The sequence below is a fragment of the Type-C symbiont of Plautia stali genome (assembly GCF_059730935.1).
This window is the reverse complement of record NZ_AP035924.1, coordinates 396,786-419,779: the sequence shown is the minus strand read 5'-3', so window position 1 is coordinate 419,779 and position 22,994 is coordinate 396,786. Positions and strand designations below refer to the sequence as shown.

24 protein-coding genes are annotated in these 22,994 nt (G+C 57.6%); 15 read left to right on the top strand and 9 right to left on the bottom strand.

Annotation, left to right across the window (positions count from 1 at the left end):
* Nucleotide 1: 1 nt before the first annotated feature.
* Nucleotides 2–1,624, bottom strand: coding sequence for a TIGR04028 family ABC transporter substrate-binding protein (locus AC6I7J_RS21060; RefSeq protein WP_021509053.1), 1,623 nt, complete (start codon nucleotides 1,622–1,624; stop codon nucleotides 2–4).
* A 417-nt stretch (nucleotides 1,625–2,041) separates the two neighbouring features.
* Between AC6I7J_RS21060 and AC6I7J_RS21055 the strand changes: the two genes are divergently transcribed.
* The 8 genes from AC6I7J_RS21055 (at nucleotide 2,042) to AC6I7J_RS21020 (ending at nucleotide 9,678) form a co-directional block, all read left to right on the top strand.
* Complete coding sequence (locus tag AC6I7J_RS21055; RefSeq protein ID WP_498007284.1) at nucleotides 2,042–3,037, top strand: MsnO8 family LLM class oxidoreductase; 996 nt, start codon at nucleotides 2,042–2,044, stop codon at nucleotides 3,035–3,037.
* Between the two features lie 12 nt (nucleotides 3,038–3,049).
* Nucleotides 3,050–4,186 carry an amidohydrolase gene (locus tag AC6I7J_RS21050; RefSeq protein WP_021509056.1) on the top strand — a complete coding sequence of 379 codons (1,137 nt, stop codon included), beginning with the start codon at nucleotides 3,050–3,052 and terminating at the stop codon, nucleotides 4,184–4,186.
* Nucleotides 4,187–4,265: 79 nt separating this feature from the next.
* Entirely contained in the window at nucleotides 4,266–5,579 is a 1,314-nt protein-coding gene (locus AC6I7J_RS21045; RefSeq protein WP_498007283.1) for an LLM class flavin-dependent oxidoreductase, read from the top strand.
* Between the two features lie 17 nt (nucleotides 5,580–5,596).
* Complete coding sequence (locus AC6I7J_RS21040) at nucleotides 5,597–6,529, top strand: ABC transporter substrate-binding protein (protein ID WP_058759106.1); 933 nt, start codon at nucleotides 5,597–5,599, stop codon at nucleotides 6,527–6,529.
* Between the two features lie 9 nt (nucleotides 6,530–6,538).
* Nucleotides 6,539–7,051, top strand: coding sequence for a GNAT family N-acetyltransferase (locus AC6I7J_RS21035; RefSeq protein ID WP_021509059.1), 513 nt, complete (start codon nucleotides 6,539–6,541; stop codon nucleotides 7,049–7,051).
* 11 nt (nucleotides 7,052–7,062) lie between these two features.
* A complete protein-coding gene (locus AC6I7J_RS21030; protein WP_021509060.1) occupies nucleotides 7,063–7,989 on the top strand; it encodes an amino acid ABC transporter permease in 927 nt (308 codons plus the stop codon).
* The gene (locus tag AC6I7J_RS21025) at nucleotides 7,973–8,767 is read left to right on the top strand and encodes an amino acid ABC transporter ATP-binding protein (RefSeq protein WP_021509061.1); all 795 of its coding nucleotides are present in this window, start codon (nucleotides 7,973–7,975) and stop codon (nucleotides 8,765–8,767) included. Before AC6I7J_RS21030 ends, AC6I7J_RS21025 begins: the two co-directional genes overlap by 17 nt.
* On the top strand, nucleotides 8,767–9,678 hold the full coding sequence (locus AC6I7J_RS21020; RefSeq protein ID WP_498007282.1) for an ABC transporter substrate-binding protein: 912 nt from the start codon (nucleotides 8,767–8,769) through the stop codon (nucleotides 9,676–9,678). Before AC6I7J_RS21025 ends, AC6I7J_RS21020 begins: the two co-directional genes overlap by 1 nt.
* A 118-nt stretch (nucleotides 9,679–9,796) precedes the next feature.
* Here AC6I7J_RS21020 and AC6I7J_RS21015 read toward each other — a convergent pair whose 3' ends face one another.
* Entirely contained in the window at nucleotides 9,797–10,852 is a 1,056-nt protein-coding gene (locus AC6I7J_RS21015; RefSeq protein ID WP_283342331.1) for a putative bifunctional diguanylate cyclase/phosphodiesterase, read from the bottom strand.
* A complete protein-coding gene (locus AC6I7J_RS21010; RefSeq protein WP_498007281.1) occupies nucleotides 10,795–11,154 on the bottom strand; it encodes a hypothetical protein in 360 nt (119 codons plus the stop codon). The genes AC6I7J_RS21015 and AC6I7J_RS21010 overlap by 58 nt, the downstream gene beginning before the upstream one ends.
* 372 nt (nucleotides 11,155–11,526) lie before the next feature.
* Between AC6I7J_RS21010 and AC6I7J_RS21005 the strand changes: the two genes are divergently transcribed.
* The 4 genes from AC6I7J_RS21005 to AC6I7J_RS20990 all read left to right on the top strand — a co-directional run bounded on the left by AC6I7J_RS21005 (nucleotide 11,527) and on the right by AC6I7J_RS20990 (nucleotide 15,688).
* On the top strand, nucleotides 11,527–12,087 hold the full coding sequence (locus AC6I7J_RS21005) for a non-canonical purine NTP pyrophosphatase (RefSeq protein ID WP_010618047.1): 561 nt from the start codon (nucleotides 11,527–11,529) through the stop codon (nucleotides 12,085–12,087).
* Complete coding sequence (locus AC6I7J_RS21000; protein WP_010618046.1) at nucleotides 12,084–12,878, top strand: SIR2 family protein; 795 nt, start codon at nucleotides 12,084–12,086, stop codon at nucleotides 12,876–12,878. Before AC6I7J_RS21005 ends, AC6I7J_RS21000 begins: the two co-directional genes overlap by 4 nt.
* A gap of 76 nt (nucleotides 12,879–12,954) precedes the next feature.
* Nucleotides 12,955–13,284, top strand: a complete 330-nt coding sequence (locus AC6I7J_RS20995) for a YebG family protein (protein ID WP_498007280.1) — start codon at nucleotides 12,955–12,957, stop codon at nucleotides 13,282–13,284.
* 463 nt (nucleotides 13,285–13,747) lie between these two features.
* Complete coding sequence (locus tag AC6I7J_RS20990) at nucleotides 13,748–15,688, top strand: methyl-accepting chemotaxis protein (RefSeq protein WP_021509066.1); 1,941 nt, start codon at nucleotides 13,748–13,750, stop codon at nucleotides 15,686–15,688.
* A 72-nt stretch (nucleotides 15,689–15,760) separates the two neighbouring features.
* Here the strand turns inward: AC6I7J_RS20990 and cybB are convergent, their stop codons facing one another.
* On the bottom strand, nucleotides 15,761–16,300 hold the full coding sequence (gene cybB, locus AC6I7J_RS20985; RefSeq protein WP_031280003.1) for a cytochrome b561: 540 nt from the start codon (nucleotides 16,298–16,300) through the stop codon (nucleotides 15,761–15,763).
* An 87-nt stretch (nucleotides 16,301–16,387) separates the two neighbouring features.
* Complete coding sequence (locus AC6I7J_RS20980) at nucleotides 16,388–16,876, bottom strand: MarR family winged helix-turn-helix transcriptional regulator (protein WP_264251790.1); 489 nt, start codon at nucleotides 16,874–16,876, stop codon at nucleotides 16,388–16,390.
* Between the two features lie 110 nt (nucleotides 16,877–16,986).
* On the opposite strand from AC6I7J_RS20980, the gene AC6I7J_RS20975 reads away from it, so the two are divergent.
* Both AC6I7J_RS20975 and AC6I7J_RS20970 read left to right on the top strand, forming a co-directional pair.
* Nucleotides 16,987–18,135 (top strand): MFS transporter, encoded by a 1,149-nt coding sequence (locus tag AC6I7J_RS20975; protein WP_498007279.1) that lies wholly within the window; start codon nucleotides 16,987–16,989, stop codon nucleotides 18,133–18,135.
* An 80-nt stretch (nucleotides 18,136–18,215) separates the two neighbouring features.
* A complete protein-coding gene (locus tag AC6I7J_RS20970) occupies nucleotides 18,216–18,644 on the top strand; it encodes a nucleotide triphosphate diphosphatase NUDT15 (protein WP_498007474.1) in 429 nt (142 codons plus the stop codon).
* Here AC6I7J_RS20970 and AC6I7J_RS20965 read toward each other — a convergent pair.
* Nucleotides 18,641–19,387 (bottom strand): SDR family oxidoreductase, encoded by a 747-nt coding sequence (locus tag AC6I7J_RS20965; RefSeq protein WP_059011255.1) that lies wholly within the window; start codon nucleotides 19,385–19,387, stop codon nucleotides 18,641–18,643. The genes AC6I7J_RS20970 and AC6I7J_RS20965 overlap by 4 nt on opposite strands.
* 99 nt (nucleotides 19,388–19,486) lie before the next feature.
* On the opposite strand from AC6I7J_RS20965, the gene AC6I7J_RS20960 reads away from it, so the two are divergent.
* On the top strand, nucleotides 19,487–20,431 hold the full coding sequence (locus AC6I7J_RS20960; protein ID WP_498007278.1) for an AraC family transcriptional regulator: 945 nt from the start codon (nucleotides 19,487–19,489) through the stop codon (nucleotides 20,429–20,431).
* A 290-nt stretch (nucleotides 20,432–20,721) separates the two neighbouring features.
* Here AC6I7J_RS20960 and AC6I7J_RS20955 read toward each other — a convergent pair whose 3' ends face one another.
* From AC6I7J_RS20955 to AC6I7J_RS20945, 3 genes are all read right to left on the bottom strand, one after another.
* On the bottom strand, nucleotides 20,722–21,093 hold the full coding sequence (locus tag AC6I7J_RS20955) for a RidA family protein (protein ID WP_132463041.1): 372 nt from the start codon (nucleotides 21,091–21,093) through the stop codon (nucleotides 20,722–20,724).
* 10 nt (nucleotides 21,094–21,103) lie between these two features.
* Nucleotides 21,104–21,568, bottom strand: coding sequence for a GNAT family N-acetyltransferase (locus tag AC6I7J_RS20950; protein WP_132463038.1), 465 nt, complete (start codon nucleotides 21,566–21,568; stop codon nucleotides 21,104–21,106).
* 113 nt (nucleotides 21,569–21,681) lie between these two features.
* Complete coding sequence (locus AC6I7J_RS20945) at nucleotides 21,682–22,482, bottom strand: SGNH/GDSL hydrolase family protein (protein ID WP_071813634.1); 801 nt, start codon at nucleotides 22,480–22,482, stop codon at nucleotides 21,682–21,684.
* Nucleotides 22,483–22,994 lie beyond the last annotated feature (512 nt).

The following is a 22,994-nucleotide window of genomic DNA, read 5'->3' as shown; positions in this document are numbered from 1 at the left end:
CTCAATGTTTTTCCAGCCATGCGCCGTAGAACGACGGTCGGCCTACGGCTTCAAAGCTCACGCCCTTCAGCCACGGCGCGCCGGCAAACACCTGCGGCTCTTCAAAGATCGGGATCACATAAGCCTGATCCAGCAGATAACGCTGGGCGTCTCCGGTGAGCGCCAGACGTTTCGTCGGATCGACTTCGGCCGAGATCGCCACCAAAAGCTTGTTGAGTTGGTCGTCACGGAAATGCCGGACTTTGTCGCTGGAGCCGCCTTTTTGCAGCAGCGCATCGCGGTTGGCGGGATAAAACATGCTCTTCACCACGTCCGGGTCGGCGCGGCCCACTTCCGAGACCGTGAGCGGGGTTTTTAGCGGATCGAGGTTGTCCAGCGTGCGGCTGCCGGCGTCACCGGCTTTCACCGTGAGCTGGACGCCAACCTGACGCCACTGCTGAGCCACCAGCTGCAGCACTTCTTTGTTCTGCGGCTGCGGCAGCGATTCATACACGGTCAGGGCCAGCTTTTGCCCCGCTTTAGCGCGGATGCCGTCGCTGCCGGGCTGCCAGCCAGCCTCATCAAGCAGTTGCCTGGCGCGGGCGGGATCGTATTTCAGTTTGTCCGCGAGGTTGATATACCCGGCGGCCGAGGCGGCGAGTACCGAGGTGGCCTGCGGATAGTTAGGTGAAAACAGCGTTTGCACCACCTGCTGCGCGTTGGTCGCGTGCAACAGCGCCTGACGTACGCGCAGATCGCTGACCAGCGGGTTATCCGGGCGGAAGCTGATGCTGTCGTTGACGCCACGCGTCGGCGCTGCGTAAACCGGGAACGCCTGCTGCTGCGCCTGTTTTTCGTCATACGCCTGCACCTGGCGAATAAAATCGGCCTGGCCGGCCAGCAGTGCGCCGATGCGCACGCTATCTTCCGGTGTGACGATAAATTTGATGCCAGCCAGATTCGCCGGTCCCTGCTGGGTGCTGTTTTTCGGTCCCCACTGGTAATCTTTGCGCGCGGTTAAATCCACTTCCCGCCCGAGCTTTTCATCGCTGACCACAAACGGCCCGGAGCCAATAATATGGCGCGCATCGCCGAGCTGGTCGAAACTGCGTTGCAGCGTGCTGAGAGAAACCAGCCCGGAGCCAATGGTGGCCGTGCCCTGTAAAAATCCAGGTGAGGGCTGTTTGAAATAAAACTTCACCGTCTGGGGATCAATCACTTCGCTGCGTTCGTAATTATTAATCACTTCAGATACCGGCAGGCGCTGGGCTTTATTACCGAGTCCGTAAGTATCAAAGTTTTTCGCTACGGCATTCGCATCCAGCGGCGTGCCATCGGAAAAGGTGACGCCAGGACGAATTTTAAAGGTGTATTCCGTTTTATCCGCGTTGCTGCTCCAGCTTTCGGCAATCCACGGTTCCACCTGCAGCGTTTTCGGATTTTGCCACGTTAGTTTGTCGGTGATCTGATTGAGAATGCCGCCGTTGGGATAAAAACCCCCTGCCGGCGGATAAAGATTGGTATGTGCCTGCTGTTCCAGATAAATCAGCGTGCCGCCTTTGACCGGCGTCTCCGCCGCGTGGGCGCTAAATATCCCTGTCAGCAGGGCTAAGCTCAGCGCCCGCAAGTGAAAATGCGTCTTCATGATGATTTCCTTTGTTATCAAGTGCCCGGTGGGCTGAAATCATCATCAAATGTGCAACCCGTGAGTTGAACCAATGAATTGCACTAAGCTTTTGCGAAAATAACAAAAGCGGAGAATTAATTGTATGCCGCAATTACCGGGTTGTTTTCCTGGCCCGATAAAATTGTTTTTTCTCAACCTGAAAACCTGCGCTGATGTTATTGCTTCTGCGGATCATTACCTCCGCGCGTAATGTTAACCCGACAGAAAGCGAAATCCGCTTTACGAAAAATCAGGCTTTCATCCACCAGTATTATGACTATTTCTCATTTCCTGAATCGCTTTGCCGATTTAGTTGTTTTACGAAATATAAATCTCCCCGCCACACTAAGCGCCATATTCATCGCAACCCTATTCATCGAAATAAGGAACAGGCGCATGTCATACCGACTGAGTTTGCTCGACAAATCACCGATTGCAGCCGGTGAGAGCGCCACGCAGGCCCTGCATCGCACACTGCAGCTGGCTCAGCGCGCGGAAGCCTGGGGTTATCACCGCTTCTGGCTGGCGGAACACCACAACAGCGACCAGCTGGCGAGTCCTTCGCCGGAATTGTTGATTGCCTGGATCATTGGCCAGACCCGGCATATCCGCGTGGGTTCCGGCGGCGTGATGTTGCAGCACTACAGCCCTTATAAAGTGGCGGAAAACTTCAACCTGCTGGCTGCGCTGGCACCTGGACGTATCGACCTGGGCGTGGGTAAAGCGCCCGGCGGACTGCCGCTTTCTACCCGCGCGCTGCAACTGGGGGTGCGCCAGCAGGAGAAAGGCAGCTTTGCCGAACAGCTGGCGCTGCTGGATAGCTGGCTCAGTGTGCCGCCGGTGGGGGATGATGAGATCCTGCGCGCCACGCCGCAGCCGCCGCGTCCGGCCAATCGCTTTCTGCTCGGGGCCAGCGAAGCGAGCGCCCGACTGGCGGCAGAGCTCGGCTGGCAACTGGTGTTCGCCGCACACCACAACGGCGATCCTCAACTGATGGCGCAGGTGCTGAACAGCTATCGCCAGCACAGTCAGGGTCAGCGTGCGCTGGTGGCGGTACAGGTGGTGGTGGCGGATTCGCCGGCAGAAGCTGACCTGCTGGTCGACACACTGCGCATTTATCACGTCAGCGTGACGGGCGGACAGAGCGTTAACGTCGGCAGCATTGAACAGGCTGAGCGCTATGTGCGTCAGGGCGGGTTCAGTGACTACGTGATTGAGCCACGCACGCCGTCGCTGCTGAAAGGGACCGCGGCACAGGTGCACGCGCAGCTTGATGCGCTGCACCAGCGCTACGGCATTGAAGAGTTTGTTATCGATACGCCGGTGGCGAAGGAGCAGGCGCGGGTGAAATCCCTCGAACTGCTGGCGACGCATCGTCTGGTTAGCGCCTGACCGGGAGGTCCTGTGACGATAGTAAGCGAACAGCAGCTGATTGACTGGCGGCGCGAGCTGCACAGCTGGCCGGAACTCTCCGGTCATGAAGTGGAAACCAGCGCGCGGCTGCGCCGCTGGCTGCAGCAGGCTGACGTGCGCCTGCTGGATTATCCGCTGCACACCGGCGTGGTGGCGGAAGTGGGTCAGGGCGCGCCCCTGATTGCCCTGCGTGCCGATATCGATGCATTACCGATCCATGAAGCCACCGGGCTGCCTTTTCGTTCACGGCAAGCCGGCGTCATGCACGCCTGCGGTCACGATGTGCACAGTGCAGTGATACTGGGTGCCACGCTGCAGCTGAAAACACGGGAAGCTCAGCTAGCGGGGCGGGTGCGCATCCTGTTCCAGCCGGCGGAAGAGATTGCCCAGGGCGCGCGGCAGTTCATCGATGCGGGGGTGCTGGATCAGGTACAGGCGATTTTTGGCATGCACAACGAACCGGGTTTGCCCACGGGCACCTTTGCCACGCGCAGCGGTGCGTTTTATGCCAACGCCGATAAATTTGTGGTGCGCGTGCACAGCACCCGCGCGGACGTGAACAGCATCCTGGTCGCCAGCCAGATTATTCAGGCGCTGCAATCCCTCACCAGCCGCAGCTTTAATACGCTGGACAGTCTGGTGCTGAGCGTCACGCGGATTGATGCACACAGGCACGACGGTCAGCAGACGGCTGAAGCGGAATTTGGCGGCACGGTGCGCACGCACGATAAACAGGTGCGCGCGCAGCTGGAGCAGCGTGCACGCGAGGTGGTGGTCAATATCGCCGCCGCCAGCGGTGCCACGGCCACTTTTAGCTGGCATCCGGGGCCGCCGGTGCTGGAGAACGACGCCCACTGGGCACAGTTTGCCAGTCAGGTGGCGCAGCAGGTGGGTTATCAGGTGCAACAGGCTGAGCTGCACCTTGGCGGCGAAGATTTCGCTTATTACCTGCAGCAGCTACCGGGCGCGTTTGTCAGCATTGGCAGCGCCAGTGAATTTGGCCTGCATCACGGTGGCTTCAACCCCGATGAAGCGCTGATCGCCCCGGCGGCACACTACTTCAGTCAGCTGGCGCAACAGGCATTGCAGCAGCTAAACGCGCGATGTCGCGACGTCATCCTTAACTGATTTCCTTCCATTTCTGGCAGCGCTGTACGGCGATAAGGCTATCGCCGGCAGGCTGCGCCATGAGCAAAGAGAGACGATTATGACTGCAAGACAACTGCGCCTCGGCACCATTCTGCACGGCGCATCCGGCAACATGTCCGCCTGGCGTCATCCGGCGGCGCAGGCGGATGCCAGCATCAGTTTTGATTACGCCCGCCGTATCGCCCGTAAAGCCGAGGCTGGCAAACTGGATTTCCTGTTTGTCGCCGATGGCCTATTCATTAATGAAAAATCGATCCCGCACTTTCTTAACCGCTTCGAACCGCTGACGCTGCTGTCGGCGCTGGCCGGCGTCACCGAGCATCTCGGCCTGGTCGGTACGGTGTCCACCTCCTACAGTGAGCCGTTCACCGTCGCCCGCCAGTTCGCCAGTCTCGACCATCTCAGCGGCGGGCGCGCGGGCTGGAATGTGGTGACATCGCCGCTGGAGGGCTCGGCAAAAAACTTTTCGCGTCAGCAGCATCCCGAGCATGCGCTGCGCTACCGCATCGCCGACGAGTACCTGCAGGTGGTGAAAGGGTTGTGGGATTCCTGGGAAGAGGGCGCGTTTGTGCGCAATAAAGCCAGCGGTCAGTTCTATGCACCTGACAAACTGCACACGCTGAATCATCAAGGTGATTTTTTCCAGGTACAGGGGCCCCTGAACATTGAGCGCACACCGCAGGGCCGGCCGATTATCTTTCAGGCGGGCGCCTCGGAAGATGGCCGCAAGCTGGCGGCGCGTCATGCTGACGCCATCTTCACCCATCAGCCAACGCGCGAAGAGGCGCAGGTGTTCTACCGGGATGTGAAGCAGCAGCTGGTGGCGAACGGGCGTGAACCGGGCGAGCTGCACATTTTCCAGGGCGTCAGTGTGATCGTGGGGGAGAATGACGCAGACGTTGAGCGCCAGTACCAGACCACCGCGTCGCTGGTCTCAATTGAGGATGCACTCAACTACCTTGGTCGCTTCTTTGACCATCACGACTTCTCGCAGTATCCGCTCGACCAGCCGTTCCCGGACATTGGCGATATTGGCCAGAACAGCTTCCGTAGCACCACCGACGAAATCAAACGCAAAGCGCGTGAACACGGCCATACGCTGCGCCAGGCGGCGCTGGAAGCCGCAACGCCGCGTCCGCTGTTTCACGGCACGCCACAGCAGGTGGCGGATGGTCTGCAGCTGTGGTTCGAAACCGAAGCCACTGACGGTTTCATTATTCAGGGCGGCACGCCGGACACCTTCGAGCGTTTTGTTGATCAGGTGATTCCGGTTCTCCAGGCGCGCGGCCTGACGCGTCGCGAATACCCGGGTAGCACGCTGCGCGCCAGCTTTGGTCTGAAACAACCGCTCAACCAGTTCACACCACAATAACGATGAGAAAACACGCTATGCAGAAAAAATCCCTGATTGCGCTGCTGTTACTGGGCCTGAGCAGTGCGGCACTGGCCGAGGACGTGGCCGTCAATGGTCAGCAGGTGAGCCTTGCCGCCAATAAAACGCCCATCAACACGCCAGAGAATCCTGCCGCCGTGGCGCAAATTCCGGCGGGCCACAAATTTGCCGTGCCGGGATCGTTCACCGTGGCGGTGGCGGCACTCAACTCGCCGCCGCTCACGGTATTCAGCGACGACAATAAAACGCTGCTGGGCAGTGAGGTGGATATCGCGCGTCTGGTGGCCGACAGCCTCGGGCTGAAGCTCAACATCGTGCCCACCTCGTGGGAAGACTGGCCGCTGGGCGTGGCATCGGGCAAATATGACGCGGCGATCACCAACGTGACGGTGACCAAAGATCGTAAACAGCGTTTTGATTTTGCCACCTACCGCAAAGATTCGCTGGGCTTCTATGTGAAAACCAGCAGCCCGATTACCTCGCTGAGCAAGGCAGAAGATATCGCCGGCCTGCGCATCATCGTCGGCTCCGGCACCAATCAGGAGGCCATCCTGCTGGCCTGGGATAAAGAGAATCAGGCTAAGGGACTGAAGCCTTTCACACCGGTTTATACCAAAGATGACGCTGCGCAGACGCTGGCGCTACAGGCCGGGCGCGCCGACGCTTACTTCGGCCCTAACGTGATTGGCGCGTGGAAAGCGGCGCTGACCAAAAAGACCCGGCTGGTGGGCAGTGTGGACGGCGGCTGGCCGAAGGCGGCGCACATCGCGGTGACGGTGAAGAAAGACAACGGGCTGGTGCAGCCAATCAATACCGCGCTCAACGGCGTGATCAAAAACGGTGACTACGACAAAGTGCTGAACCGCTGGGGTGAAGGCGTGGAGCGTCTGGATCGTTCCGAGATCAATCCGCCCGGACTGGGCGATTAAGGAGGCGGCATGAGCCAGCAATTTTTCCGCGAAGTGTCACCGGAAGCGCCGGAGCTGCAGCCGATTCTTGACGGTCTGTTTGGTGAATATGCAGCACGCTACGGCGATTTCTTCAGGAAGCACAATGAAGTTGAGCTGACCGAGTGGTATTTGCCGCCGCGCGGGCTGTTCATCGTGCTGGAGCGCGACGGTGAGATCATCGCCATGGGCGCCTACAAACCGTGGGATGCTACCACCGCCGAACTGAAGCGTATCTGGACGCGGCGTGACCTGCGCCGTCAGGGACTGGCACTGCTGATCCTGCAGGAGCTGGAGCGCCGGGCGCTGCGCGCAGGCTATCAGCGCGTGTTTCTCACCACCGGTTTCCGTCAGCCGGAAGCGGTACAGCTGTATATCGGCCACGGCTATCAGCCGCAGTTTGAGCTGCGCGAAGATATGGAGATTTACGGCCAGCCGCCGCACGATGGCCGGCTGCGTTTTCTCAAAGTGATTGATGTGCACAACGTGGCGCAGGCCAGCTAAGGAGAGCCACCATGAGTAAGCAACAACCTTTGACCGTGGTGCCGGCACGCTATCCGGCGCGTACCGTCGGTGCCATCATCGCGCTATTTATCCTTGCGGCGGTGATCGATTCCGTGGCCTTTAATCCGCGCTGGGAGTGGAGCGTGTTTGCCCGCTGGTTTTTTGATCCGGTGATCCTTAATGGCCTGGGACAAACGCTGCTGCTGACGCTGTGCGGCACGCTGCTGAGCCTGATATTCGGCGGCCTGCTGGCCCTGGCGCGGCTCTCGTCATCGTGGCTGCTGAGCACGCTGGCGTTTGGCTATATCTGGCTGTTTCGCTCGCTGCCGCTGATTGTGGTGCTGATCATTCTGTATAACTTCTCGTACCTGTACGACACGCTGTCGTTCGGTATTCCGTTCACCGCCCTGTCGTGGGGGCACTTCCAGACCATCAACGTGCTCGGCCAGTTCCCGGCGGCGGTGATTGGCCTGACGCTGGTGCAGAGCGCGTACAGCGCGGAGATTATTCGCGGCGGGTTTCTCGGCGTCGATCACGGCCAGTTTGAAGCCGCTTCGGCGCTGGGATTATCGTCGTCGCGCCGCACGTTTCGCATCATTCTGCCGCAGGCGCTGCGCGCGATTATTCCCACCACCTTTAATGAGATCATCAGCCTCGCCAAGGGCACCTCGATGGTGTATGTGCTGGCGATGCCCGAGCTGTTTTACACCATCCAGATGATCTACAACCGCACCCAGCAGGTGATCCCGCTGCTGATGGTCGGAGCCGCCTGGTATCTGATCATCACCACCGTGCTGTCGCTGCTGCAGCACAGCGTCGAGCGCTGGCTGGCACGCAGCGTCACGCGTGAACCGCAACCTTCGCGCTGGCGCCAGTGGCGCAACCGCAGCGTGAACCCTGCCGTCAACGAGGAGCTGTCCCATGTCCGAAGCCATTGATTACCGCTATCTGCATACCACCGGCGCCATCAGTATTACCGGCGTCAGCAAGACGTTTGGCCGGCATAAAGCGCTGGATGAGGTGTCGCTTGAGCTGGCTCCCGGTTCGGTGACGGTGATCCTCGGGCCGTCCGGTTCTGGCAAATCGACGCTGCTGCGCACCATCAATCATCTGGAGCGCGTGGATGAAGGCTTTATTCAGATCGATGGCGATTACATCGGCTACCAGCGGCGCGGCGATAAACTCTATGAGCTGAAAGAGAAGGCGATTTTGCGGCAGCGCATCAACGTCGGCTATGTGTTCCAGAACTTCAATCTGTTTCCGCACCTGACGGTGCTGGAAAATCTGATTGAAGCGCCGATTGCCCATCGTCAGCTGTCGCGCCGGGCAGCGATCGATCGCGCCGGTGAGCTGCTGGATGTGGTCGGCCTGCGGCACAAAGCCGATGCCTGGCCGCGGCATCTCTCCGGCGGTCAGCAGCAGCGCATTGCGATTGCGCGTGCGCTGATGCTCAACCCGCGCGTGATGCTGTTTGATGAGCCGACTTCGGCGCTCGACCCGGAACTGGTGGGCGAAGTGCTGGATGTGATTAAAAAGCTGGCGCGCTCCGGCACCACACTGGTGATTGTCACGCACGAGATCGGCTTTGCGCGCGAAGTGGCGGATAACGTGGTGTTTATGGTTGACGGGCGCGTGGTTGAGCAGGGCAGCAGCCAGCAGGTGCTAAATCAGCCGCGTCATGAGCGCACCAAACGTTTCCTCGCCAGGGTGCTGTAATGAAGCAAGCGATCATAGTCGCGCTGGCGGGTGCGGTGCTGGCGGCACCCGCGACAGGCGCGCAACAGCTTGACGCCAGTCATAACGAAACGCCGATCACTATGGCGGCCAATCCGCAGGCGATCGCGAAGATCCCCGCCGGATTTCATTTTGTTCACCCCGGCTATTTAACCGTCGCCACTTCAGCCAGTAATTCACCGCCAATTGGCCTCTGGGCGTCCGATAATAAAACGCTGATCGGCAGCGACCCGGACATTGCGCGCCTGCTGGCCGACAGCCTCGGTCTGAAACTCAGGCTGGTGCCGGCGGCGTGGGAGGACTGGCCGCTGGGCATCACGGCAGGGCGCTATGATGTGGCGATGTTTAATATCGCGGTGACCGAGGAGCGCAAGCAGAAGTTTGATTTCGCCACCTATCGCGCGGATAACCACGCCTTCGCGGTGAAAGCGGACAGTAAAATCAGCGCGATTCGTCGCCGGGAAGACGTGGCCGGCAAACGGATTATTGTGGGCTCCGGTACCAATCAGGAGCGAATCTTACTGAGCTGGGATGCGAAGAATCGGGCGCAGGGCCTGGCCCCGGTGCAGCCGATTTATCTCAACGATGATGCCTCCGCCACGCTGGCGCTGCTCTCTGGCCGGGCCGATGCGTCATTCGGCCCGCAGGCCATGGCGGCGTGGAAAGTGGCTTCGCGCGGGCAAACCAAAATTGTCGGGCACGGACCGTTTCGCGCCTGGGTGGCGGTCACCACGAAGAAGGGCAATGGTCTGGACGTGGCGCTGCAGCAGGCGATCAACGGCGCTATCGCTGGCGGCCAGTACCACCAGGTGCTGGCAAGATGGGGTGAAGAGGGCGAGGCGGTGGAGATTTCGCAGGTTAATCCGCCCGGGATTGTTTATCAGGAGAATTAGGGCGGGGTGGTCAGGCGCACGGTGTGGTCACCATAAATGGCGACCCTACAGCTCGCATGGGCTTTCGTAGGGTGCACATTGATGCGCACCGGCTTTAAAAAATGAAGGCTCGCCCGGTTTATCCTGCTTTTTTTATCCACTGCAATGCTTCGGCGGCGGGCAGCGGGCGGGCAAAATGGTAACCCTGGAATAAATGGCAGCCCTTATTGCGCAGGTGCTCGAAATACTCCTCGCTCTCAATCCCTTCCGCCAGCACGTTCAGCCCCATCGCGCGCGACAGCTCAATGGTCTTTTGCACCACAATCGCTGCCGATTCGTTTTCAAAAATGTGCATGATCAGGGATTTATCAATCTTAATATCATCAATAGCGAAATCACTCAGCGACTTAAGCGAAGAGTAGCCGACGCCGAAATCGTCGATCGCCCATTTAATCCCTAACTGGCTGAAGTGGTTGATGACATCCCCAATGCGCTGCTGATCGTAAATAAAGGTGGTCTCGGTAATTTCAAACTTCAGCCGCTCGGGACGGATTTTGTAATGCGACAGCGTCAGCAGCGTGTCATGGGTGAAGTCGCGGTGCATCAACTGCAGCGGGCTGATATTGATGGAAAACACCAGCGGAGGCAGCCGCAGCACACGATCCCACTCGACGATTTGCTGCAGCATGCGCTCCAGCACCCACTTGCCAATATCAATGATCAGCCCGCTTTTTTCGGCTACCGGGATAAACACCTCCGGCGAGATAAAGCCTTTCTCCGGGTGCTTCCAGCGCAGCAGCGCTTCAAAACCGATGAGATTTTTGTCGCCATCGACCTGCGGCTGATAATAGAGCTCCAGCTGCTGGCGCTCGATGGCGGACGCGAGCTCGCGCTTGATAAGATCGGTGGCGGAATAATTGCCGCCATAGGTAAACACCGTCGACAGCAGTGCCGTCACCGGCACTGCACAATTGAAAACGGTAAAAACGGCTTCCTGCGGAATATTGAGATGAAAACGATTATTTTCCCAGATCAGACCGGTGGTGACAAAAAACAGATAACACAGCAGGCACAGCAGCGGAAATATTTTACTCAGATAAAAGGATTGCTGGCGCAACACCAGTGCCGAACCGATGATCAAGGCCACCAGATAGTTATATTCTGAACGCTTGCCGGCAGCGTGATGATTATCCACCAGCAACAGCACGATGATGGTGAATAATAACGCATGGGTAATGATCGCCAGATGCCGCTCCAGCCGGTCGCTGAAGGCGCCGATGATGATGTAGCCCCCAGCGCTATACTGGCGATATACAGACAGCCAATGTCATGATGACCGCGACTGAAATTCAGTGTTGCCATAAAGATACCGGCCACGATACTGGCGACGCCGGCAATCAGCAGCGTCAGGCGGAGCTTTTTTTCCGGGCTATCACCCTGCAGAATGAAGGGCAGATTACGGATGCGCGACCAGGCTGAACTCAACAAAGGGTTCATAAACGGTTCCGGGTTTTATTGTCATGACGCGTGAAGGTGTAAACGCCACATAATATATTTAAGCGAGACGACTGTCATAATTGTTTTCAGATTATTTGCGCGTTAAGCGCGGATTTTTATATTTGACATAAGCGGCGTCAAATAGCGCTATTAACGCATTCAGGTGCAATATTTAACGCCGTCAGCGATAAGCGATGCGCTATACCGGCGAAGGCGCGCGCAGCGCGACCCGATTGTTCCTCGCCAGTGGCGTCGCCGCAGAGTAGAATGACCACGCGGCACGGCGACAGCGTGCCGGACAATAACAGCCGGAACCGCAGCCGGATACGCGTCACCAGGTTGGACTAACCCACTTTCAACATACTGATTGCAATGAAAATTCGTTTCTTATCTGCTAATGAACTCAAGCTGGCCGAGGTGCGTACCATCCTTGAGCCGGTGGGTGTCGAAGTGGTGCCCATTGCGCGCCGTATTGAAGAGATTCAGACCGAAAATGAGGTGGAGCTGGTTCGTGACAAACTGACTAAAGCCTTTTCAATCATTGGCCGCCCGCTGTTTGTCGAGCATACCGGCCTATATCTGGATGGGCTCAATGGCCTGCCCGCCGGTCTGACGCGCATCTTCTGGAGCCGGCTGAACGCAGAACGCTTTACCAAACTGGTGAACGGACTGGACAGCCCGGGCGTGACCGCCAAAACCGTCCTCGGCTACTGTGACGGGCGCAAAATGTACCAGTTTGAAGGTCAGCTGCGCGGCACCATTGCCCGGGAGCCGGCGGGGCCGCGCGAATTTCAGTGGGACTGCGTCTTTATCCCGGAAGGGCACACCCAGACATTCGCTGAAATGGGCGAACTGAAAAACGAAATCTCGATGCGCCGCCTGGCGCTGGATCGCTTTGCCACCTTTCTGAAAACTTCGCGGGGACTGGCATGAAACCGGAACTCAAACGCGCTTACGATGCCGGCAAACTGATTCTGTTCGCCGGTGCGGGCATCTCACGCAATCTCGGACTGCCGGAGTGGCACGAGCTGATTGCACATCTGGCTAATGAGCTGGGCTACGATCCGAAGATCTTCAATACCTACGGCACCCATTTGTCGCTGGCGGAGTATTACAAACAGCGCAAAGGCTCGCTCGGCCCGCTGCGCAGCTGGATGGATCGCGAGTGGCACCGTCCGGACATCGACGTGCGCAGCTCTGAAATCCACACCATGATCACCCAGGGCAATTTCTCGCGCATCTATACCACCAATTACGACCGCTGGCTGGAGATGGCGCATGAAGCGCACAATGTGCCGTATAGCAAGGTCGCTAATGCCGCCGATCTGGTGTCGCTGACTGAAGATAAGCGCCATATTATTAAACTTCATGGCGATTTTGACGATGATACCTCCATCGTGCTGGATGAGAGCAGCTACTTCGAGCGGCTCTATTTTGACTCGCCGCTGGATATCAAACTGACCCATGATGTTATGGGTAACTCCGTGCTGTTTGTTGGCTACAGCATCAGCGATTTCAATATCCGCCTGCTGTTTTATCGCCTGACCAAGATGTGGGGCCGCACCGGGCTGGCGACCGCACGGCCTAAATCCTACCTGTTCACCAACCGTAATAATCCGGTGGCGAAAGAGGTACTGGGGCAGTGGGGCATTGAAATGATCGTGTCTGAAGAGGACGATCCGCGCAAAGCGCTGGCAACCTTCCTCGAAGAGCTGCTGGCTTAAACGGCAAGCAGAAAATCGTTGGCTAAAAAAGCTGAATGAAATATACTGTATATAAACACAGTAAATGAGGTGCATCATGGCAGTCGAAACCAAATATGTTGTGGTCAGAAAGGGTGAAGAGAAGATGACGTTTGCCAATAAAAAAGACGCAGATGCATGGGACAAGATGCTCGATATGGCCGACGCGTTCACCGACTGGCTGCAGCAACATCAGCCAGCGATGGATGAGGCCCAGGCCGAAGCGCTGGGTATGCTGCTGGCCGAACAGAAAGACGCGGTGCAACACATTCTGCGCACCAGCAAACTGCCGGACGCGGTGAAAGAAAGCGGCGAAACCGCTGCTGACGACAGCGATACGGCTGTGCCGGAAAAAGAGAAGAAGGTGCGTGCGGTCAAAGCCGCCTGAGGAACCGCGCGTTCGCTTTGTACTGCTGCTGAATCCGGGCCAGCCTCTGTGCTGGCCTGGGAACCGTGCTAAGGATCAGTGCGTGAAAAGAGAGAAGGTGCCTGAGTAGTAACTGACCATCCACGCCACATACACCAGCCAGACCACCATTAACCCTGCCAGACTCAATTTACCTGCCATGTTGCATTCCTCTTGTTATGCGGCGCGTTGCGCCCGTACGCAATAACCTGACAGCACAACGAAGTGGCGATCTTGCGCCAGATCAAATTCCCTCTTTTTTACTGCATCGTCTTAGCGTTTTTAATGGCGACTCAACGCCGCAACAGCGGTTGATGGTTTTCTGATCGGACCTGCCAGGCCATCAAGTTCCCGGATTGTGCGCCGATAGAGTGATTACAGGGATGCAGGTGCACAGGGCGTGATTCTTTTTCAGTAATAAAGTGTCAACACCAGGAGCGCCGACATGGCCACAACCGTATCTAATAAGAAAAAAATGAGCACCCGCACACAAATGCTGCTGACGGGCGCCTTAACCATCACCCTCGGCTTCGCCGTGACTATCGGCGTGCTCAGCTGGCAGTCCAGCAATGAGCAAAAATCGCTGGCGGAAAGTTACTTACAGCAGATTGCGCAGAGTCAGGCGCTGCAAATCCAGCAGGAGCTGAGTTACGCACGCGATGTCGCACACAACCTCGGCCACAGTCTGATTGCCCTGCCGGCTGCCGGCGTGCAGGACCGCAAAGTGGCCGATAAGCTGCTGGTCTCTGCACTGCGTGATAATCCGGACTATCTCTCTATTTCGGTCATCTTCGAAGAAAACGCATTTGACGGACGCGATGCTGAGTTTGCCTCTCAGGCTGGCGCGGCACCTAAAGGACGTTACGCCTATTTCGTCGATCGCGACCAGGGCGGCAATTTTGCCCTGCATCCGCTGACCTCAATCTTTACGCCAGGCCAGGGCGATTACTATCTGCTGCCGCAGAAAAGCCAGAAAGATACGCTGATCGAACCTTATAGCTATGCCTATAACGGTGTGCCAACGCTGCTGACCTCGGTGGCCGCGCCAATTATCAGCCAGGGCAAACTGTGGGGCGTGGTGACGTCCGATATCTCACTGGCGTCACTGCAGGAAAAAGTGAACAGCATCAAACCGTGGGAAGGCAGCGGTTACGCCATGCTGCTCTCCAGCGCGGGGAATGTGGTGTCTTATCCGGACAAAAGCCAGACCAGCAAAGCCTGGAAGGGCGACACGCATAATTTCAGCAGCACGGTCACCGAACAGCATGACGCTATTCTGGGCGAGGATGCGCTGGTAGCCTGGCGGCCTGTGGTGATCGGTAACAGCGATCAGAAATGGTATCTCGGCGTGGTGGCCCCGGTGAGCAAAGTCATGGAAGCGGCGCACCGTCAGCTGATTAACGCGGTGATTTTAATGGTGATTAGCATCCTGGTGGTGTGCGCACTGCTTGGGCTGGTATTTAGTCGCAAAGTGCTGAAGCCGATTGGCGGTGAGCCACTGACCGCAGCCACCATTGCGCTGGCGGTGGCCGATGGCAAACTGGATAACGCTATCCCGCTGAAAGCGCGCGACAGCAGCAGTCTGTTCTTCGCCTTGCACACTATGCAAAACCAGCTGCGCGAGATTGTCGGGCAGATTCAGGATGCCAGCGCCTCGGTGCGCCAGGGCGCGGGTGAAATCGCCAGCGGCAACCTCAACCTCGCGTCACGTACCGAAGAGCAGGCGGCCGCACTGGAACAAACTGCCGCCAGCATGGAGCAGATTACCGCGACGGTGAAACACAACGCTGCTAACGCGCATCAGGCGACGACGCTGACCGATAACGCCACGCACATCGCCAGCCGCGGTGAGTCACTGGTGGGCCAGGTAGTGCAGACCATGGCGCAAATCGACGACAGCGCGAAGAAAATCGGCGACATCACCGCCATTATCAACAGCATCGCCTTCCAGACCAACATTCTGGCGCTCAACGCCGCGGTTGAAGCGGCGCGCGCCGGGGAACAGGGACGCGGTTTTGCCGTGGTGGCGTCAGAAGTGCGTAATCTGGCACAGCGCAGCGCCAATGCGGTGAAGGATATCGCTGCGCTGATTGAAGAGTCCGGGCAGCGCGTCGGCAGCGGTGTGCAGCTGGTGCAGGATGCCGGTAAAACCATGCAGGAGATGACGCAGGCGGTGAACTCGGTGCGCACTATTATCGGCGAGATTGTTACCGCGTCAGACGAGCAGGCGCGCGGCATCAGCCAGGTAACGATCGCGGTGAACGAGATGGATGGCACCACCCAGCAGAACGCCGCGCTGGTCCAGCAGATGTCAGCCGCCGCCAGTTCGCTGGAAGACCAGGCGGCACAGCTGGCGCATACCGTGGGACGTTTTCACCTCAGCTGAGGTCGGTGACCGATCGCCGGCACGCTGCGTAAATCAGGACGGTCGCCACGTCAGGCGACCGTCTTATTCCTTTCATCCGTTTCGCCGTGACGGCATCATGCGCAGCAACGTATTGTCTTTAATCAGATAATGATGCACCAGCGCGGCCGCCGCGTGCAGACCAATCAGCCAGTAGCCGTATGGCGCGAGGGTTTCGTGCCAGTCGCTCAGCATATCGGCAAAGTCGGGATCCGGGCTGGCGCTGACCGGCATCGGAATCGCGAAAATCCACCAGTTACGGCCCATGTAGAAGCGCGAAAGGATGCCGAGAATCGGCAGCACGATAAAGAACAGATAAATCGCCAGATGCATCAGATGCGCCAGTCCGGTTTGCCAGTGTGGCGGCTGGGGTTCGATTTTCGGGCTGCGATGGCGAAAACGCAGCACAATGCGTGACAGCATCAGCAACAGCACACAACTGCCGGCGCTGAAATGTCCGACGATCATGGTGTAACCTTGCCAGGATCCGCGCGTGAATAAGCCGCGAAACTCCATGGTGCAGTAAGCGGTGGCCACCAGTACCAGCGTCAGCCAGTGAATAAAGATTTGCGCAGGGGCATATTTGTTACGCATAGCCAGTCCGAAAATAAGCGGTGTGGGATGCTTAACATAGCGAAAAACGCGCTGAATTAATTCATTTTTTGCCACATCCCGTTCGGCTTACTGTTCGGCTGCCTGCAACAGCTGGCGCAGCAGGGCGGCAAGCTGCTGCTGCTGCCGATCGTCCAGCGTGGACAGCAGCGCGTTCTGCGTTTGCGTATGCATCTGCAGCGCCTGCTCAATCTTTGCCAGGCCGGCCGGCGTCAGCATCACCAGCGTACTGCGCTTATCATCGGCATCGGCAACACGCGCAATCAATCCCTCTTCTTCCAGCCGGTTAAGCCGGTTAGTCATGGCACCGGAGGTGACCAGCAGCGATTTGTAGAGCTGCGTGGGCGACAGCCGGTAAGGTGCGCCAGCACGCCGCAGCGTCGCCAGCACATCAAATTCGCCATCGCGAAAACCAAAGGGCGCCAGCGCCTCAGCGCGCTTTTTCGCCAGATGCTTCATCAGGCGCAGCATGCGGCCAAAAATCGCCATGGAAGAGGCGTCCAGCTCCGGCATGGCGCTGGCCCATTGCGCAACGACAAAATCTACGTGGTCAGTCATGTTAATTCTCATCAGTTCACGGCGGGCAATGTGTCGCTTTGTGCGCACCCGCTATCGTTCTTCCGCAAAGTATCTTAACGTTAAGATACTTTGGTGTATGGAGACAGAATGTGAATCGTACCTTACCTGCTATTTGCATGTTTGCTTTACTGGTTTTTGTGGTGGCGCTGAATTTGCGTCCGGTGATGGCGGCCATCGGACCGCTGTTCCTGCAACTGCAGCACGATGCAGGTCTAAGTGCCACGCAGCTGAGCCTGCTGACGACGCTGCCGGTCATTATGATGGGGCTGGCGGCGCTGGCCGGGCCGCTGCTGCTGCGCAGGCTGGGTGAAGCGCGCGGCATTACCGCTGGCCTGATAGCGCTGGTGCTCGCGGGTGGCGCGCGTGGCGTTGATCACAGCGCCGCCATGCTAACCGCCAGCGCGCTGCTGGCCGGCTGCGGCATCGGGCTGATCCAGGCGCTGATGCCCGCGCTCATCAAACGTCACTTCGCCTCGCGTGCCGGTACGTTAATGGCACTGTTCACCACCGGTATTATGGCCGGAGCTGCAGTGGCCGCAGCCAGCGCCGCACCGCTCGCCAACCATGCCGGACTGACGATCGCCCTGATGCTGCCGTCGCTACCGGCGCTGATCGCATTGATACTGTGGCTGCGCCTGCAGCCTGTGACCACGAGGGTAAACACGCCACCGGCCGGCGGCGTACACCGCACGCCGCGCGCCTGGCTGTTGATGCTGTTTTTTGGCATCGGCACCGGTGCTTACACGCTGGTGCTGGCGTGGCTGCCGCCATTTTACATGCAACACGGCTGGCTGCCGGCGCAGAGCGGCTACGTGCTGGGCGCATTAACCCTGACCGAAGTCGCCGCCGGATTTATGCTCTCCGCGCTGATTCATCGCTGCCGCGATCGCCGCTGGCCGCTGCTGGTGGTGCTGGCTTCTATCCTGCTGGGGCTGATCGCACTGCTGTGGCTGGGCGGCGAACACGCCTGGTTGCCGACGCTGCTGCTGGGATTGGGGATCGGTGCGCTGTTTCCGCTATCGCTGATTGTCACGCTTGACCATGCCCGTACGCCGGAAGAAGCCACTGTGCTGCTGTCTTTCGTGCAGGGCGGCGGCTATATGCTGGCCGCACTGATGCCGCTGATGGCCGGCATTGTGCGCGATCGCGCGGCATCACTCGACAGCGCGTGGCAGATCATGGCGGCGGGCGTGCTGCTACTGATGCTGATGGCGCTGCGACTCAAACCCCAGCGATAACGGCAGGAAACCATTGTCAGACGGAATACGCTGTTTTATAAACCGTGCAGAGTGAGAGGATCGATAAATCAGGAGCAATGATGTCCCCGCAGGTCGGTGTTGGCGTATTAATTTTCCGCGATGGCAAGCTGTTGCTCGGCCAGCGTAAAGGCAGCCACGGTGCCGGTGACTGGTCGGCGCCGGGCGGCCATCTGGAGTTTGGTGAATCACCGGAAGCCTGTGCGCGTCGGGAAGTGCTGGAGGAGACCGGTTTACTGCTGCACAGCGTACACAACGGCGCCTTCGTCAGCGATGTGTTTCCGGCGGTCAACCGGCACTATATTACGCTGCTGATGGTAGCGCCGGACGCCAGCGGTGAGCCGCAGCTGCGGGAACCGGATAAGTGCACAGGCTGGCACTGGTTCGCGCCTGAGGCGCTGCCTGAACCGTTGTTTGCCCCGCTGCAAAGCTGGCTGGATCGCGACGGTCTGGCGGCACTGCAGGCGCTGGCCCAGCGTAAAGATCGCTAACCGTATTGCTTCATCGAGGCTTCGGCATCTTCTCCGGCCGGGATGCGCATCGGTGCGGCGGGATCGGTCGCGGCACGCCACACGGCAGCGGCAACGTCCTGTGCTTTAGTGGTTGGCTGGGGCTGCTGCATGCCGGCGATGATGCCATCAAACATCGGCTGGTAAGGCTCAAGCAAGGTGTTTTCCATGCGCGGCCGGGCGTTTTTGCCGAAGTCGGTGGTGGGTGCCAGCCCGGGTAATACCAGTCTCACCTGAACATTAAAGGGCTGCAGTTCCAGCGCCAGCGACTCGGTAAAGGCGTTGACTGCCGCTTTGCTGCCGGTATAAACCGCCAGCAGCGGCAGGGATTTCAGCGTCACCGTCGAGGTCACATTGATCACCATGCCACTGTTTTTAGCGCGAAACTGCGGGATGACCGCCTGCGTCATGGCGATGGTGCCCAGCGTGTTGGTTTCGAACACCTCCCGTACCGAGGACATCGGCGCGCCTTCCAGCGAAGTTAATAAACCGATGCCGGCATTGTTGACCAGCACATCAATCTCTCCTGCTTCAGCCAGCGTTTGCCTGATGCTGGTGGCATCGGTGACATCCAGTGGCAACAGGCGCAGATGGGCGGATTCAGGAAACAGTTCGGCGCGCGGGGTGCGCATGGTGGCGATGACTTTCCAGCCGCGCTCCAGAAACCAGAGCGCGGTAGCATGACCAAAACCAGAAGAGCAGCCGGTGATTAAAATGGTTTTCATGGTTCACTCCTGCATTGCGTTGGGTAAGAGCTCACTATAGAGTGCCACTACCGGACTCACTACAACGTACAGTCCTGGTTTCATTTGCAGGAGTCCATTATGATCGATCCGCTCGCCGAAATGGTGTCACTGTTACAGCCCGGGGCGGCTTATTCCAAACGCGCGCGTGCCAATGGATTATGGCGTGTGCAGCGCAGTGAGACCGGCCAGCCGTTTTACTGCGTGGTGCTGGAGGGGCGCACCCGGCTGGAAATGAAAGGTCATCCTCCGGTTGCGCTTGAGCAAGGGGATTTTGTCCTGATTCCGGCTGCGTGGGAGTTTTGCATGACCAGCGAGCAGCCACCGGCCGCAGATGCGCCTGATTCGATGCCGGAGATGCTTGCGCCGGGCGAAGTGTGGCTTGGCGATCGGCAGCAGCCAGCCGAGGTACAGACGCTGATTGGTTACTGCCAGTTTGCCGCACCCGACGCGGGATTGATTGTCTCGTTACTGCCACAGTTTATTCATGTGCGTGGCGCATCGCGCCTGACCACGCTGGTGCAGCTGGTCAGGGATGAGTGCCGTGCGCAGCGTCCGGCACGGCAGATCGTGCTGGAACGTTTGCTGGAATTACTGCTGATCGAAGCGCTGCGCGCAATGCCAGCGGCGAGTGCATCGCCTGGCGTGATGCGGGGACTGGCCGATGAGCGGCTGGCCGGGGCAATCCGCGCCATCCACGCCAGGCCAGCCCATGGCTGGACGGTACCCCAGCTGGCGAAACACGCGGCGCTATCGCGCTCGGCGTTTTTCGTACGTTTTCGCGATGCAGTGGGCATGGCACCGATGGCGTATCTGCTGACGTGGCGCATGGCGCTGGCGAAAAATCTGCTGCGAAGCAGCCGCCTGTCAGTGGCCGACGTGGCTGAACGGGTGGGTTACCGCTCTGCCAGCGCCTTCAGCATCGCTTTCACCCGCTTCACTGGCCAGACGCCGAGCGGCTTCGCTGGCGCGGAACGGCGCAGCGGCACCGCAGAAGCTGAGCCAGCAATCGCCCAGGTAAGTTAATCACGCCCGGAGTGGCGGCCAGCGTAAGATGGGCCGCCATAAAGCGTGCAATGCCGTTCAGTTCAAAAATACCCTGTTAATGCCGGTGCGCATCAATGCGCACCCTACAAAACCGTGCTGTACCCTGTCGGGTCACCATTTATGGCGACCTAAAACACGTTACAAAACCGTGCAATTAAACCGTAGGGTCGCCATTTATGGCGACCAGGGAATACTTGTGTAGGCAACAGACGACCATACAAGAATCGTTTTAAATCAAAGCATCGTTAAAACAAAGAATTACAACTTCATCACAGAGCAATAATTGCTTCAATTTCGATTTTCAGATCGGGGCAAAACAGCTGGCTAACCTGCACCAGTGAACTGGCGGGCAGGTGTTCGCCATAATGCCGGTAAAGCACGTCGCGCAATGCATTTATATCGGTGAATGAAGTGATAAAAATCGTCACTTTAATTAGATTTTTTAGCGAAGTATTCTCCTGAGCGGCGAGCAGATGTAGTTGCTGAAAAATCACTTCTGCCTGCGCAGCAATATCCGCCTGCTGCGCCGTTGTTGCGAAAGCGGTCAGACCCGAAACATAAAGCGTGTCGCCATGCTTCACGGCGTGCACGTAAGGCGCTTTTACTTCGCCCAGTTCTGGATAGTTTTTACGTACCAACATCTTCTTTTCCTTAAAAGATTTCCCTTCGCATCACGCTAACCTGTTCTGACGACACGATGCGCTGCTCGATTTCCTGCCAGCCATAGCGACGGTAAAACGCCTGCTGATCCGGCGTATACAGCCACAACTCTGGCATGTGGCGCTGGCGAGCTTCTTCAATTAAACGCAATACCAGAGCAGAGGCCACGCCTTTACCGCGGTGTGCCGCGACAGTCAGTACTTCGCCCATCCAGAACTGGCGTTCATGGATGTCATCAAGCTCGTGAAGAATCGTGCTGGCGGTGGCAAGCACTTCATTTTCTGCATTCAACGCGACCAGCGTAAACGTTTTTGCCGGCTGCGCGTTGCGCATCAGCAGGCGCTGACGAATGGCGCTCCGGTCGCGCCAGTGAGAAAACCCGGACCACTCCTGATGAAGCATAGTTGCCACCGTATCCAGCAACTGCGGACACTGGCTCAGTAAACTGATATTCATTGTTATCCCTCCGCGACAACCCGAGGGATAACACAGCGTGGTGGTAAAGACTACCGTTAATATGCCGCTACACTATCGCGTTAAGCCGTTTCACCGGTCAGCCAATCACCGGCTTAGCGTTTCGCCACCTGCTCGCCATCCGGGGTTTTGCCATGCCCGGCAGCAGCCAGCTCGGTATTAAAGTGGGAGACCAGCACCGAAAAAGTTTCCTCTGCTTTCATGCGGTACAGCTGTTCGGACGGATGAATACAATCGGGTGACATCAGCGACTGCCAGTCTTTCATCTGCAGGATGCGCTGATACTGACGCGCCAGCGGCACCGATTCTGCTTTAGCCAGCGCGTCCAGTTTGGTGACGTAAGGTGCAACGTGCCATTTCTCCGCGCGGCCACAAATCGGGTGCGGCTCCTGTAATATCACCTGCTTACCCTCTTCACGGGCAATAGTAATCAGCTGTGTCATCACCTGGGTATATTTGTCCGGGCTAACCTGGTAATCCTTTTCTATATCGCGGAAATGGAAATGGCGTGCATCGTTGGTGGCAAAATTCAGCAAAATGATTTTTGCCGGCGATTTCTTCATCTCTTCGCGCCAGCTTTTATTATTCTTGTAGAAATATTTGCCATTTAACAGGTCCATGGCCTGCGATGAGGACGCGCCTTTATTCACTACGCGAATGCCATCGCCATACTTCTCCTGTAGCCACTGGTTAATCAGAGCAATCTCATTGTCTTTAATATAGATTGCGCGCAATTTGCCATTTTCCTTTATCGCCATGGCACCGCGCGTACTGGAACCGCCATAGGCTTCAATAATAAAGTTATTATCGGGCTTGCCGCTTTCGGCGAATGCGGTATTGCACAGACAGGCTGTGGTAATCAGCAAAGTGACGATGCCAGATAGCGCTCGTTGCATAACAAATTTCCGCCTTTTGATACTCAAGGTTACATGGAGAATCGGTTGTTAACCGTAAGCGAATTACCTTAACAGGGGAGATTGCGGGTCAACAATCCGAAAGCACGGTTGCGGGGTGAAAATTAGGTCAACTCTGAGAAAAAAGCCGCTTGCTGAATAAAAGTTATTTAAATTCAATCAGGTAAAAACCAGCCCTGCCTAATAGCCTCCCTTCAGCCAGAAAATCCCGCATTGACGCCTGCTTAAAACATCACGGTTGCTTCAGGACATAACGCGGTTTGATTAGCGAATTTTCGCACTGCGAGTCGAACCGTTAATCCACAACCTGTTGTAAAAGAGTGGGTTTTCGCTATTTATCCGGCGGTTAGCAGCGAATAGGCGCTGCCTGACGATAACTTTTACCATCAGAACATTCTGGCTTAAGCTTTATGGCCATTGCACAGTGACATTCTTTACACTATGGCGAAATTCCGAAACGTTTCTAAACATAATGTATACAGATTAATCCGGTG

Coding starts and splice junctions, on each gene's coding strand:
- AC6I7J_RS21060 (WP_021509053.1), bottom strand. CDS start 1,624: ATGAAGACGCATTTTCACTTGCGGGCGCTGAGCTTAGCCCTGCTGACA.
- AC6I7J_RS21055 (WP_498007284.1), top strand. CDS start 2,042: ATGTCATACCGACTGAGTTTGCTCGACAAATCACCGATTGCAGCCGGT.
- AC6I7J_RS21045 (WP_498007283.1), top strand. CDS start 4,266: ATGACTGCAAGACAACTGCGCCTCGGCACCATTCTGCACGGCGCATCC.
- AC6I7J_RS21040 (WP_058759106.1), top strand. CDS start 5,597: ATGCAGAAAAAATCCCTGATTGCGCTGCTGTTACTGGGCCTGAGCAGT.
- AC6I7J_RS21035 (WP_021509059.1), top strand. CDS start 6,539: ATGAGCCAGCAATTTTTCCGCGAAGTGTCACCGGAAGCGCCGGAGCTG.
- AC6I7J_RS21030 (WP_021509060.1), top strand. CDS start 7,063: ATGAGTAAGCAACAACCTTTGACCGTGGTGCCGGCACGCTATCCGGCG.
- AC6I7J_RS21025 (WP_021509061.1), top strand. CDS start 7,973: ATGTCCGAAGCCATTGATTACCGCTATCTGCATACCACCGGCGCCATC.
- AC6I7J_RS21020 (WP_498007282.1), top strand. CDS start 8,767: ATGAAGCAAGCGATCATAGTCGCGCTGGCGGGTGCGGTGCTGGCGGCA.
- AC6I7J_RS21010 (WP_498007281.1), bottom strand. CDS start 11,154: ATGAACCCTTTGTTGAGTTCAGCCTGGTCGCGCATCCGTAATCTGCCC.
- AC6I7J_RS21005 (WP_010618047.1), top strand. CDS start 11,527: ATGAAAATTCGTTTCTTATCTGCTAATGAACTCAAGCTGGCCGAGGTG.
- AC6I7J_RS21000 (WP_010618046.1), top strand. CDS start 12,084: ATGAAACCGGAACTCAAACGCGCTTACGATGCCGGCAAACTGATTCTG.
- AC6I7J_RS20995 (WP_498007280.1), top strand. CDS start 12,955: ATGGCAGTCGAAACCAAATATGTTGTGGTCAGAAAGGGTGAAGAGAAG.
- AC6I7J_RS20990 (WP_021509066.1), top strand. CDS start 13,748: ATGGCCACAACCGTATCTAATAAGAAAAAAATGAGCACCCGCACACAA.
- cybB (WP_031280003.1), bottom strand. CDS start 16,300: ATGCGTAACAAATATGCCCCTGCGCAAATCTTTATTCACTGGCTGACG.
- AC6I7J_RS20980 (WP_264251790.1), bottom strand. CDS start 16,876: ATGACTGACCACGTAGATTTTGTCGTTGCGCAATGGGCCAGCGCCATG.
- AC6I7J_RS20970 (WP_498007474.1), top strand. CDS start 18,216: ATGTCCCCGCAGGTCGGTGTTGGCGTATTAATTTTCCGCGATGGCAAG.
- AC6I7J_RS20965 (WP_059011255.1), bottom strand. CDS start 19,387: ATGAAAACCATTTTAATCACCGGCTGCTCTTCTGGTTTTGGTCATGCT.
- AC6I7J_RS20960 (WP_498007278.1), top strand. CDS start 19,487: ATGATCGATCCGCTCGCCGAAATGGTGTCACTGTTACAGCCCGGGGCG.
- AC6I7J_RS20955 (WP_132463041.1), bottom strand. CDS start 21,093: ATGTTGGTACGTAAAAACTATCCAGAACTGGGCGAAGTAAAAGCGCCT.
- AC6I7J_RS20950 (WP_132463038.1), bottom strand. CDS start 21,568: ATGAATATCAGTTTACTGAGCCAGTGTCCGCAGTTGCTGGATACGGTG.
- AC6I7J_RS20945 (WP_071813634.1), bottom strand. CDS start 22,482: ATGCAACGAGCGCTATCTGGCATCGTCACTTTGCTGATTACCACAGCC.